At 44.3% G+C, this 12,481-nt stretch carries 13 protein-coding genes; 5 read left to right on the forward strand and 8 right to left on the reverse strand.

What is annotated here, in order from left to right:
• Positions 1-61 precede the first annotated feature (61 nt).
• From ACED41_RS11170 to dbpA, 3 genes are all read left to right on the forward strand, one after another.
• Positions 62-649, forward strand: a complete 588-nt coding sequence (locus tag ACED41_RS11170; protein WP_017071598.1) for a hypothetical protein — start codon at positions 62-64, stop codon at positions 647-649.
• A gap of 217 nt (positions 650-866) precedes the next feature.
• Positions 867-1,775 (forward strand): aldo/keto reductase family oxidoreductase, encoded by a 909-nt coding sequence (locus tag ACED41_RS11175; RefSeq protein WP_017064347.1) that lies wholly within the window; start codon positions 867-869, stop codon positions 1,773-1,775.
• A gap of 148 nt (positions 1,776-1,923) precedes the next feature.
• A complete protein-coding gene (gene dbpA, locus ACED41_RS11180) occupies positions 1,924-3,303 on the forward strand; it encodes an ATP-dependent RNA helicase DbpA (RefSeq protein ID WP_017064348.1) in 1,380 nt (459 codons plus the stop codon).
• 140 nt (positions 3,304-3,443) lie between these two features.
• On the opposite strand, the gene ACED41_RS11185 is transcribed toward dbpA, so the two are convergent.
• Complete coding sequence (locus ACED41_RS11185; protein WP_017064349.1) at positions 3,444-3,617, reverse strand: hypothetical protein; 174 nt, start codon at positions 3,615-3,617, stop codon at positions 3,444-3,446.
• Positions 3,618-3,920: 303 nt separating this feature from the next.
• Here ACED41_RS11185 and ACED41_RS11190 point away from each other — a divergent pair, with 303 nt between their 5' ends.
• On the forward strand, positions 3,921-4,757 hold the full coding sequence (locus ACED41_RS11190; protein WP_371724967.1) for a DUF6279 family lipoprotein: 837 nt from the start codon (positions 3,921-3,923) through the stop codon (positions 4,755-4,757).
• A gap of 65 nt (positions 4,758-4,822) precedes the next feature.
• On the opposite strand, the gene ACED41_RS11195 is transcribed toward ACED41_RS11190, so the two are convergent.
• The 4 genes from ACED41_RS11195 to ACED41_RS11210 all read right to left on the reverse strand — a co-directional run bounded on the left by ACED41_RS11195 (position 4,823) and on the right by ACED41_RS11210 (position 9,075).
• Positions 4,823-5,446 carry a PolC-type DNA polymerase III gene (locus ACED41_RS11195; protein ID WP_371724968.1) on the reverse strand — a complete coding sequence of 208 codons (624 nt, stop codon included), beginning with the start codon at positions 5,444-5,446 and terminating at the stop codon, positions 4,823-4,825.
• A gap of 70 nt (positions 5,447-5,516) precedes the next feature.
• The gene (locus ACED41_RS11200; protein WP_017059481.1) at positions 5,517-5,918 is read right to left on the reverse strand and encodes a PPC domain-containing DNA-binding protein; all 402 of its coding nucleotides are present in this window, start codon (positions 5,916-5,918) and stop codon (positions 5,517-5,519) included.
• A 132-nt stretch (positions 5,919-6,050) separates the two neighbouring features.
• The gene (locus tag ACED41_RS11205) at positions 6,051-7,247 is read right to left on the reverse strand and encodes a DEAD/DEAH box helicase (protein WP_017064352.1); all 1,197 of its coding nucleotides are present in this window, start codon (positions 7,245-7,247) and stop codon (positions 6,051-6,053) included.
• A gap of 196 nt (positions 7,248-7,443) precedes the next feature.
• On the reverse strand, positions 7,444-9,075 hold the full coding sequence (locus tag ACED41_RS11210) for an NAD(P)/FAD-dependent oxidoreductase (RefSeq protein WP_048606003.1): 1,632 nt from the start codon (positions 9,073-9,075) through the stop codon (positions 7,444-7,446).
• A gap of 253 nt (positions 9,076-9,328) precedes the next feature.
• Here ACED41_RS11210 and fdxA point away from each other — a divergent pair, with 253 nt between their 5' ends.
• Positions 9,329-9,652 (forward strand): ferredoxin FdxA, encoded by a 324-nt coding sequence (gene fdxA / locus ACED41_RS11215; RefSeq protein ID WP_010431058.1) that lies wholly within the window; start codon positions 9,329-9,331, stop codon positions 9,650-9,652.
• A 96-nt stretch (positions 9,653-9,748) separates the two neighbouring features.
• On the opposite strand, the gene ACED41_RS11220 is transcribed toward fdxA, so the two are convergent.
• The 3 genes from ACED41_RS11220 to ACED41_RS11230 form a co-directional block, all read right to left on the reverse strand.
• A complete protein-coding gene (locus ACED41_RS11220; RefSeq protein ID WP_065584752.1) occupies positions 9,749-10,483 on the reverse strand; it encodes an RNA methyltransferase in 735 nt (244 codons plus the stop codon).
• A 175-nt stretch (positions 10,484-10,658) separates the two neighbouring features.
• Positions 10,659-11,711, reverse strand: coding sequence for an aldo/keto reductase (locus tag ACED41_RS11225; RefSeq protein ID WP_032545660.1), 1,053 nt, complete (start codon positions 11,709-11,711; stop codon positions 10,659-10,661).
• A gap of 373 nt (positions 11,712-12,084) precedes the next feature.
• On the reverse strand, positions 12,085-12,231 hold the full coding sequence (locus ACED41_RS11230) for a hypothetical protein (protein WP_017059486.1): 147 nt from the start codon (positions 12,229-12,231) through the stop codon (positions 12,085-12,087).
• Positions 12,232-12,481 lie beyond the last annotated feature (250 nt).

Raw genomic sequence — 12,481 nt, forward strand, 5'->3', positions numbered from 1 at the left:
GTTGTTTGTCGTTTGGTCACGTATAATGGACACTTCATATAGCGCTAAATAAGCCCAGTCGATGAAAATCTTTCAAGTTCTAATCTTGCCTCTAATGCTGTCCCTCAATGCTATTTCATTTTCAGCGCAAGCAACCGAAAGCTGGTGGCTAAGAACAGTATTTAACAGCAGCCCAAGTCTGCCGAATTCTCAAAACTATATTAATGATATCGAGTTGATGGATTGTGGTGAGATCGAAGGTACTTTGTTGTGCAGTGACTTAACCCAATATTACGACCTGGATGTGTATGTTGAACTGGAGTTGGGGGACTCAAGTGTCGAAACGGTTCGCTTAAACCTGCCATATTCGGACCTAAGTTACACAAAGCTTCAGGCATACCTTCGCCAAGATGGCTTTGCTCTCAGTTCAATTCGTATTGGTGAAGATGAATTCGATGTTACAGCTCAACTCGAACAAGCTCGAAATGAAGGTGTTGGTTTCGATAAGGTGGATAAACAGCTGGTCGAATTCATCAACGCGCCTCACGGTTCAGCAGAGCAACTGAGTGTGTGGAATGTGCCTAGCTTATCTTCTTCTAGCTCTACTTCTCCTTGGATTCAGTTACAGAGTGATGGTGACAACTTAACGGTTGAACTTAATCGTTTTTAATTGCTCAAATTTATAGATAGTTTCGTTATTTATTAGGCTAAACAAGCCTTTCAGGAGAACGGCTCGCGGGCAGACAGCAAGTTATAATTCATTTAAGTGTTCGTTTTTCTGCGGCTCTCACATTTTTAATAAGCGTTTAGCTTTGCCATTTGTTATACGTTGAGCCTTCGGTAAAACGAGCTTAGGATACGTTCAGTATTGATAAAGGAGACAACCCATGGTTGCAAGAGTAACGATAGCGCCACAAGGCCCAGAACTTTCTGAGCTGGTGCAAGGATACTGGCGTACAGCAGAGTGGGGCATGACCCCGCAACAACGCCTGACTTTCCTGAAGCAACATATTGATCTTGGCATCACAACTGTTGATCACGCGGATATTTACGGTAACTACCAATGTGAAAAGTTGTTTGGTGAGGCGTTAGCGCTTGAACCAAGCCTTCGTGATGATATTCAAATCGTCACCAAGTGCGATATCAACCTATGTGGTGACCACACTCCAGATCGTAAGATCAATCACTATGACACCAGCGCGCAGCATATTTACCAATCAGTAAATAACTCATTAGAGCACTTAGGTGTTAACGATATCGATGTATTGTTGATTCACCGCCCTGACGTGTTAATGGATGCCGATGAAGTAGCAGAAGCGTTCGCAGAGCTACACAAAGTAGGTAAAGTTAAGCACTTCGGTGTTTCTAACTTTTCACCGCGTCAGTTCGAACTGCTTCAATCTCGACTCGGTAAGCCGTTAGTGACCAACCAAGTTGAAATCAACCCATTGAACTTCGAAGTGGCTCATGATGGCACGCTAGATCAACTGCAGATGAACCGCATTCGCCCGATGGCGTGGTCTTGTCTCGGTGGTGGTAGCATCTTCAGTGGTGATTCAGCGCAAGCGGTTCGCGTTCGTGATGAGCTAGAGGCGATTCGTCAAGAAGTCGGTGCAGACAGCATTGATCAAGTGATTTACGCTTGGGTTCGTCGTTTACCATCTAGTCCAATTGCAATTATTGGTTCTGGTAAGATTGAGCGTGTGAAGACGGCCGTTGATGCACTGAAAATCGAGCTGACGCGCGAACAGTGGTATCGCGTATGGGTTGCATCTAAAGGTCACGGTGTGCCATAGAAAGCAATTCGTATAGAAGTTAAAGCCAGCTAACAAAGCTGGCTTTTTTGTGTTCGCCTAACATGTTTCTCCAAAACTGTGATTAAGGTGGAATAATTTTCAAAAACACTCATAATGCACTCTGTTTTTCACCAGTTGGATATTTCCATTGAGCACTTCAAAATTCTCTTCAATCGCCCTTAAACCAGAGCTTCTAAATACGTTAGATTCTCTTGGTTATACTGAAATGACGCCGATCCAAGCGTTAAGTCTTCCTACTATCCTAAATGGCAAGGACGTTATCGGTCAGGGTAAAACGGGTTCAGGTAAAACAGCTGCTTTCGGTTTAGGCGTGCTGCAGAACCTACGCGTTAAGCGTTTCCGTGTTCAGTCTTTAGTGTTATGTCCGACTCGTGAGCTTGCAGACCAAGTAGCAAAAGAGATTCGTACTCTTGCTCGTGGTATTCACAACATTAAAGTGCTGACACTATGTGGCGGTATGCCAATGGGCCCACAGATTGGTTCACTAGAGCATGGCGCACACATTCTTGTGGGCACACCTGGTCGTATTCTTGATCACCTAGAGAAAGGCCGCATTGACCTGTCTGAGCTGAACACACTTGTGTTAGATGAAGCGGATCGCATGCTAGAGATGGGTTTCCAAGACGCTTTGGATGCTGTGATTGAAGCGGCGCCAAAAGAACGCCAAACTCTGCTATTCAGTGCGACTTTCCCTAAACAGATCAAATCTGTTGCAGACCGCATTATGCGCAATCCAGAAATGGTGAAGGTTGAATCAACACACGATCACTCAAGCATCCAACAACACTTCTACAAGTTAGAAGGTTCTGAAGCTCGTGATGACGCTCTAGAGTTGCTGTTACTTCATCACCAACCGGAGTCTGCGGTTGTGTTCTGTAACACTAAGAAAGAAGTGCAGAACGTAAACGATGAGCTAAGCCACCGCGGTTTCAGTGTTATCGAACTTCATGGTGACATGGAACAGCGTGAACGTGACCAAGCTTTGGTTCAGTTCTCAAACAAAACCATCTCGATTCTAGTGGCGACAGACGTTGCGGCTCGCGGTCTTGATGTTGATAACCTAGATGCTGTGTTCAACTTTGAATTGTCTCGCGACCCTGAAGTTCACGTACACCGTATTGGTCGTACTGGCCGTGCAGGAAGCAAAGGCGTAGCGATCAGCTTTTTTAGTGAAAAAGAGATGTACCGTGTTGCTCAAATTGATGAGTACATGGACATGCCAATCGAGCCATCTGAACTGCCAGCAAAACCAATTGCTAAGCCGTACTACTCAAACATGGTTACCATCCAAATTGATGGCGGTAAGAAAGCTAAGCTTCGTGCTGGTGATATTCTTGGCGCACTGACGGGCCAAGGCGGCATTGATGGTAAATCAGTAGGTAAGATCAATCTGTTTGCAATGCGTGCTTACGTAGCGGTAGAAAGATCTGTGGCTAAAAAAGCACTGAACAAAATCGAATCAGGTAAAATGAAGGGTCGTCAATTCCGCGCCCGAATCCTGAAGTAATTCGAGACTGAATCCCTTTGCTGCGATATGTCTAATTAACGACATTGCTAATTAATGGCATTGCAGTAAAGGGTGTTCCACAAAATGCCACTTAAGTTTCTTATCTTAGGTTTATCGACCTAGTCCTCTATACCAAAGCATTATTCATCGGGTCTTATCGAATAAAGATCGTTGATATGTTTTCCTTCGCTAAGATACCAAGTCATCGCTTCCTGTCGATTGTGAACCAATATCGTGATTGTGGTTATTGAACCATCATCAAAATAACAAAGCTCATATTCTAAATCGCTTGGATGATCAGGAATAGCGGCCATAGCTTCCCTCCCAAATATCAATCATTTTAAATGCGTCAACCCAACTCATTTATAGGGCTCGTATCACGTAAAATGAGTAATAAAATCAAGTTACATCACTGCCATTAATTATTTTTAGTTTAATCATTTGCCTAAATAGCTAGATTAGCAAGTTTGGATCTCAATTTATCTCAAAGTTTTTACGACCACTGTTTATTAAGACTACTTTTATAAGAGCTAGAATTAGCGTTATAAAAACTGGGCTAACCTTAAAGGGATGAGTTAATCGGTTTGTGGCTTTGTTGAATGTCGTGAGAGGGTAGAATGAGAAAGTGCCGGTGGTTAGTTTTAGTGATCTGTTTTCTATTTACTGGGTGCGGGACCAAGTTCGCCTATAACAATATAGGTTGGTTTGTCGTTAGCTATATAGAAGATTTTGTTTCCCTCTCAAATAGCCAAGAATCAGAGCTTGAAGAGCGATTAGATATATTACAAAAATGGCATAAAGAAACTCAGCTACCTCTGTACATCTCGCAATTAGAAGCGATTCAAAACGTAGATCGGTCGGATATGAATCCCGCTTTTATTGTGGGCCAAAGTGAACAAACGAAAGAGCATATTCGCACAATCGTCAATAAGTTCGCTCCAGATATTTACGCCTTGAGTATGCAGCTTAGCCCTAAGCAAGACAGGGAGTTTTTAAAGAACTTTCGTGAAAAGCAGCAAGACTATTATGAAGAAAGGTTGTCGTTGAACGATGCCGATTCGAGAGAGCGATACCGAAGCAGAATAGAAGAGCGCGCAGAACGGTGGTTAGGTTCAGTATCGAAAGAACAAAAACAGATTATTTTGGCTTGGTCTAAAGAGTGGGTAAATACCAATAGCAGTTGGCGACAATATCAAAACAACACCTATCAAGAGCTAACGACGCTGATGGCAAAGAAGAGCGATCTGCATATTGCTCAGCCGATTATCATGAAGTTGCTTTTAAACAATGAAGCTTATTATCCTGATGAACTTGAGTCACAACTCAACCAAAATATGGAAACATCAGCCAAGTTTTTAGTAGATATGGCCGCGACCAGCAGTAACAAGCAGTGGGCGTATTTTATGAATGAGTTAGAAAGCCTCAAAGGAACGTTGGAGTCATTGCAAGAGTAGAGCGTTCTTTTTAAAGGCTAGCGGTCATTATCGAGCTAGCCTTTCATCAAACTGAATTTCGGAACCTAACCCCTGTTGCTCATCAGTAGTTTTGGAATCGAACCTTTGGCTGTCCTAGATATTTTCTGCATCAATTGAAAGCTTGGCTGTTGAATGCCGTGATCACTTTGCAATTCATCAATCATCAATAACCACAACCTTGCTGTCATTTCTGAATCGGCTAATGCTCTGTGGAAAGTGCCGTCGTTATCTATGCGCTTGAATCGAACTAGGTCGCCCAACTTATGGGTCGGAGCGTCTTGGATTAGCCGACGAGCAATCAACATTGAGCATGCAAACTGTCCATTGTAATCACGTCCAATATTGTCTAATTCTGCGTCGAGAAAGCGTTTATCAAACGAGGCATTATGAGCCACAAGCTGACTGCCTTGGATAAAGTCTGCAAACTCATCCATCACTTCGCTGCAACTGGCCGCAGTGCTTAACATACGGTTACTGATCCCGGTATAGCTTTCAATGAAGCCACTCACACGAAACCCTGGATTCATGAGTTGTTGGAAGGTGTCGACGACTTCGCCGTTAACGAGTTTTACCGCACCGATCTCAATCGCTCGGTCGCCCATATTGGGTGATAAGCCTGTGGTTTCGAAATCGAGAACGATAACGGAATCTGCGGAGTTTGGAGCCATCGTGTTTCCTAATTGCTGTTTGGTAGTATCGCTTTGTATGGGGCGTTTGGTGTTGCTATGGGTAAATCAGTTATTTGCTATTGCTGATAGTAAGTTCAGTGTAACCCGTCGAATCGTCATGCTCTCTGTTGAAGGTCAAGGTATCGTAGCGGTGAACAATCAATTCAGCCGTGGTCGCGATAATCGTCCCTTCAAGCAAATGCCCACCAATTACATTGCCATTCTCATCAGCAACGGAGATATGAATATGCTGGTGGTTTGGGGTTAGCGTTGCCATCACCGAGACTATTTCGAACGGAGCTTGAACTAGCTTGGTGTTGTTGGCATTAGCTAAGCGAATATTGAGTTGAGAAACACATCCGACACAAGACGCAATAGAGCCCGCGGAGATATTGTGCGCTGTCACTAGCCTCTGGATCTCAAGCTTTAGGTCTTGGCCGCGGGTTAATCTCGTTGCGATAGGAGTAATCATCTCATACCTCTGTTTTATCTGTGTATCAAAGAACAAAACGAAGCCGCATAGGGCTTCGTTTTATTTTCATTTTGGCTAATGCGACTTTTCTTTTGGTTAATGCAACTTTGCATTTTCTGTCGCTGAAATTACTTAGTCTTGTTGCTGTTCTCTTTTCTTCTTAGGAACGAAGTTCAATACTGAGATTGGCACTTCTTTGCGTGGTTCGAAACCTTCAACAACGCGACGTTCAATCAAGTGACCCAGACGCTTTTCAATAATGCACAGGTTTTTGAAGTTATCTTTCGATAGGAAAGATATCGCTTCGCCAGACGCATCAGCACGGCCTGTACGACCAATACGGTGAACATAGTCGTCCGCTGGGAAAGGCATGTCGTAGTTTACTACGCGGCTTAGGTTGTCGATATCGATACCACGAGCAGCAACACCCGTCGCGACTAAGTACTTTAGACGACCTTTCTTGAAGTCAGCCAGAATCTTTTCACGAATCGCTTGGCTACGTCCACTATGGAAAGCTTCCGCTTGAATACCACGTTTCTCAAGTTGAGCAACCAACTTAGCAGCGCCGTGCTTGGTTTCGATAAAGATAAGCGCTTGGTCCCAGTTGCCTTCGGTAATCATGTGGCTCAATAGTGCTGACTTACGGTCTTTATCTACGGTAACTAACCATTGCTCAATGTTCGCTTTAGACGCATCTGTCTTGGCAATCGAAATCTCTTCCGCTTCGCTGATAGCACTTTTCGCTAGCGCGCGCACTGGCGTTGAAAGCGTTGCTGAGAACAGTAGATTTTGGATGTCTTGTGGTAGACGCGCGATGATCTTGTTGATGTCTTCAATGAAACCCATGTCTAGCATGCGGTCAGCTTCATCTAGAACCAGTACTTCCACTTCATCAAAGTGAACGGCACGTTGTCCGTACATGTCGATCAAACGACCTGGTGTTGCCACAAGAATATCCACGCCTTCAATAAGACGATCTTTCTGGTGTTGGTAAGACACGCCACCGTACATCGCTAGTGATGTTAGGTTTAGGAACTTCGCGTACTTAGTGATGTTCTGTTCAACCTGAACTGCCAGCTCACGCGTTGGTGTCAGGATAACTGCGCGGATACGTTTTTTACGCTGCGTTTCACCTTTGCTTAGCATTTCTAAGATAGGGAGAACAAAGCTCGCAGTTTTACCTGTACCTGTTTGTGCTGCAGCAATAAGGTTCTTACCAGAAAGAACAATCGGAATTGCTTTTTCTTGAATAGAGGTTGGCTTTTCATAGCCTTGTTTTGCAACGGCTTTAACAATAGGTGAGCTTAATCCAAGCTTGGAAAATGGCATAAGTTTCTCGGTATGATTTGGCTAAATAGCGATGGAAAGGTTTAACAATCTTATACAAGGATAAGATTAATGGCGGCATTCTACCATGTTGCTTGCTCACCGCTAGTCACATGCACATAAAAAAATCCAGTGTCGACAAGGCACTGGATTTTTAGTTTTGGTTGATCGCGATCTAGCTTTGCTTTATCGAAAGCGCTTAAGCGATCTCAATCTTCTCAGCTTGGTTCTGCTCTACCATTGATAGTGCTAGCGCTTCTGCGGCCTTAATGCCGTCGATACCAGCAGACAGGATACCGCCTGCGTAGCCTGCACCTTCACCAGCCGGGAAGAAGCCCTTAAGGTTGATGCTTTGGAAGTCTTTGCCACGTTTGATGCATACAGGAGAAGACGTACGTGTCTCAACACCGGTAAGTAGGCCGTCTGGCGTAGAGAAACCTTTGATCTTCTTCTCGAACGCTGGGATTGCTTCACGAATCGCTTCGATAGCAAAATCAGGCAGCGCTTTTGAAATATCAGTCAGGTGGATACCCGGCGTGAATGACGGTTGTACTTCACCGATTGCACTTGGATCGCGACCTTTCAAGAAGTCACCGATTTTTTGAGCTGGTGCATCGTAGTTTTCACCACCAAGAACATAAGCGCCGCTTTCTAGTTCACGTTGTAAACGGATACCAGCCAGTGCGTCACCTGGGTAATCACGCTCTGGGTCGATACCTACAACGATCGCGCTGTTTGCGTTACGTTCTGCACGAGAGTATTGGCTCATGCCGTTCGTTACTACGCGGCCTTCTTCAGACGTTGCAGCAACCACAGTACCACCTGGGCACATACAGAAGCTGTATACAGTGCGGCCATTCTTACAGTGGTGAACGAGTTTGTAGTCCGCAGCACCTAGGATTGGGTTGCCTGCGTTCTTACCGAAACGAGCTTCATCGATCATCGATTGCTTGTGTTCGATACGGAAACCAACAGAGAAAGGCTTCGCTTCCATGTAAACGCCACGATCGTACAGCATTTCAAACGTGTCACGAGCACTGTGGCCAACAGCCAATACCACGTGACGAGATTTGATCTCTTCACCGTTAGAAAGCGTTAGGCCAGTGATTTGACCATCTTCCATATGAACGTCGTCAACACGAGTGCTGAAACGGATTTCGCCACCAAGTTCAATGATAGAAGCGCGCATCTTTTCGATCATCGTAACCAGTTTAAAGGTACCGATGTGCGGCTTACTTACGTATAGAATTTCTTCTGGTGCACCCGCAGCAACGAACTCTTCAATTACTTTACGGCCGTAGTGCTTTGGATCTTTAACTTGGCTGTACAGCTTACCGTCAGAGAAAGTACCTGCGCCGCCTTCACCAAACTGTACGTTTGATTCTGTGTTCAGCGTACGCTTACGCCAGAAACCAAAGGTATCTTTCGTACGCTCACGAACTTCTTTACCACGCTCAACGATGATTGGGTTGAAACCCATTTGAGCAAGCACTAGGCCAGCGAATAGACCACATGGGCCAAAACCGATAACCACAGGGCGCTCAGTTTGGTTCTCAACCGCTTTAGCAACAAACTTGTACTCCATATCAGGAGTCACTTTTACGTGCGGGTCGCTAATGAATTGTTCTAACAACTCAGCTTCGTTTTCAACGAGAACGTCAAGCGTGTAGATAAGTAAGATCTTTGATTTCTTACGAGCATCGTAGCCACGTTTAAAGATATTAAAAGAGAGTACCTGATCAGAGTTAATACCAAGTTTCGCTTCAATAGCGTCTTGAATAGCAGACTCTTCATGGTCTAGTGGGAGTTTAATTTCGGTTAAACGTATCATTTCGATGTCTCGTTTTTATAGGTGTCTTAGCTAGATCGTTTCTTAATACAGAGTTTGATGGAAACGCTGATGTTCAAAGAAGCGATAAGCTCACAATGGCGCGCATTTTACGAGAAATTGATTTATCTGTCATACTAATTTGGAAACATGGAGCAAATAGACACGATATTAGAGCCGTATGATGTTGAATTTTGCTTTGGGATGAGTATTATCCCCATTCTTCAATTTTGACTAACTTATAGAGCAGAGCATCATGGCATTTGTCGTAGGCGATAATTGTATTCAATGTAAATACACAGACTGTGTGGCAGTGTGCCCCGCAGATGCGTTCCATGAAGGCCCAAATTTCATGGTAATCAACCCAATCGAATGTATTGATTGTGGTTTATGTGTACCTGAATGTGATGCTCAAGCGATCTTCCAAGAAGATGAGCTACCAGAAGATCAAAAAATCTTTATCGAAGTGAACGCAGAGCTTGCCGAAATCTGGCCGGTACAAACGGAAGTAAAAGCACCAATGGATGACGCTGAGAAGTGGAATGGTGTCGCTGATAAGTTGGCAATGCTAGAAAAGTAATTGTTGAAAAGAACTTAGATAATAAGGCGTACTGATTTAATCAATACGCCTTTTTTAATATTTGAACATTGTCGATTGGCTAGTTAGCTTAGAGGTCTAGCTATGCTGACGACGCATGTTGTCGAGAATAATGCCTGTCGCCATTGCAACGTTCAAAGACTCTGCGCCACCGAATGCTGGAATCGTAATCTTATCTGTCACGTATTTAGCGGCGTGTTCACGAATACCGTGAGACTCGCTGCCCATCAGCAAAATGCCATTTGCAGTGAAGTCAGTCTTATGAACACTTTCGCCTTCCAAAAATGCACCGTAAACCGGTAGATTCGCTTGCTCTAAGTAAGCTGGTAAGTCAGTTTGACTTACGTGTACTCGGCCAAAGCTGCCCATAGTCGCGCTGATAGTTTTAGGGTTGTATGGGTCTGCGCAATCACTGCTCGCAACGATATGCTTGATGCCATACCAGTCTGCTACGCGAATAATCGTACCTAGGTTGCCAGGGTCTGAAACGCCATCAAGTGCAATCATCAGTCCTGTCGCTTCTGGTAGTTCAAACGTTGGGATCTCAACAACCGCAATCGCTGCATTGTTACTTACCAAAGTGCTCGCTTTGGTTAGGTCATCCAGTGAGGCTTCAACACAATCAAACTCAATCAGTGATGCGTGATTTTCAGATAAGAAATCAGCGGTAGCAAAGACGTTCTTCACGACTAAGTCACTATTGAACAGCTCAAGAACGTTCTTTTCACCTTGAACTAGAAACAGGCCGTGGGCTTTACGTTGTTTCTTTTGGCCCAAAGCACGAAGGAGTTTTAATTGGTTTTTTGAAATCATGTTTTTATCCTAGATATAAGCCCGCGCATTATAGAGCAAAGGTTAGCGAACCAAAAGCGTGATGACTCAATGCGATCTACATAAAAAGCAAAAGCAACTCACTTAAAAAAGAAAAGCGCACTAAATAGCGCGCTCTTATGGGATTTACTCACCTAAGTTAAGCTGAACTGACAGCCTAATACGGAGCAGGATAGCGTTTAAATACTGTGTTGATATCAGTCAGGATCTCTTCTGATAGCGGTTTACTAAAAGCGGCTACGTTCTCTTTTAATTGCTCCATGGTCGTTGCACCGATGATGGTGGACGTCACCCCATCAACTTGATTACACCATGCCAATGCCAGTTGGCTCGGAGTAAATCCATGAGCGTTTGCTACTTCAACATAGCCTTTAACCGCTTCGTTGGCAGATTCAGTGTCACGGAAAATGCCTTTACGTTGCATGTAAGTCCAACGGCTGCCTTCCGGTCTTGCGCCATCAATGTACTTTCCACTCAACATGCCTGCAGCTAAAGGTGACCATGGCAGGTAAGCTACATCTTCATGCACACAGTTCTCAATCAGATATGGCCAGTCTTTTGCGTGCAGCAAGCTAAATTCATTCTGAATCGAAACCATACGTGGCAAATCGTGTTTCTCGCTCAGCTTGAGGTATGTGTTAATGCCCCAAGTAGAATCATCTGAAAGCCCGACATGGCGAATTTTCCCCGCCTTAATGCAGCTTGCCAGTGCTTGTAGGATTTCCAACATCTCAGCTTCATGCTGCTTTCGGTCAATATCACTGAATCGAATGTGATTCGGGAAATGCTTACCAAAGTGAGGCGTTGTACGATTTGGCCAATGAAGTTGGTAAAGGTCGATATAGTCTGTTTGTAGGCGTTTTAATGATGCGTCAACGGCTGCGATCACCGCTTCACCCGTTATCGGGCCGCCATCTCGAACCCAAGGAAGCCCTGGCCCGGCAATTTTGCTCGCAATGATCAACTCTTGTCGACGCTGTGGGTTACGCGATAACCAGTTACCAATGATCGCTTCTGTTTTTCCGTAGGTATCTGGAGAAGGTGGAACCGCGTACATCTCTGCAGTATCGATAAAGTTAATACCTTGGCTTAATGCGTATTCGATCTGTTGGTCGGCTTGCTGTTGCGTATTTTGTAGCCCCCAAGTCATGCTGCCAAGACAGATACGGGAAACGGGAATTTGACTACTTCCTAGCTTTGAATATTCCATTGAATTCGGGGTTCCTGTGGTTAGGTTCTCTGGTACTCGCATTATAGTTTTGAAAAGAGGGCGAGTGAGGAATGAAAACGAATATGAATTATTAGCACAAAATGACACGACAAGGTATGGCATCGGGGAGTTTAGTGAGTCATTTCTCAGCGCTGCAAGCTAGTGTGTGCAATGCGTGAAAATACATTCGCGAGAAACTATGAGCCAATTGGTGATCGAGAAGTGAAGAACAACAAGCAATGAGCGAAGGTTTAATGTTCAGCTTGTTTGGGAGTGGGGGAGAGGAGAACAGATCAAAAATAAAAAAAAGCTCTACCGGATAGAGCGTAGAGCTTTTTTATAGGGGTCTTAATAGTGCTAGGTATTCATTGAGTTACGAGGTCGCGTTTGTGTCTAATCCACCCTGGATCTGCGCCTGTCTTAGAGCTTCCTGCCTTTGAACTTCTTTCTCAGTTAATACTGGTCGAAGCGTTTCCTCAGAGGCTTGAGGAGAGAAAATGAAATATTTATTAATCGTCATAACTGTGTCTCCGTGTAACGTATGACAGATTCTGCATCAAGGATAAATTGTGATCATCATCCACTTTGTACTTTTGTTAGGCTGAGAGCGGAGGGCGTAGAATGCGTACAAAGCGATCTCTTATCATCCGTATGCAATGTTGAACTGACGAAACCCTCTGTTTTCAAGTATAGGAAGCGCATCTAATTTCGCACAATAATGATTTAGAGCAATTACATACATGGTCAGGGGCGTAAGATGAAAACCCTCG

This window comes from Vibrio sp. 1F255 (genome assembly GCF_041439145.1).
Taxonomy (GTDB): domain Bacteria; phylum Pseudomonadota; class Gammaproteobacteria; order Enterobacterales; family Vibrionaceae; genus Vibrio; species Vibrio crassostreae_C.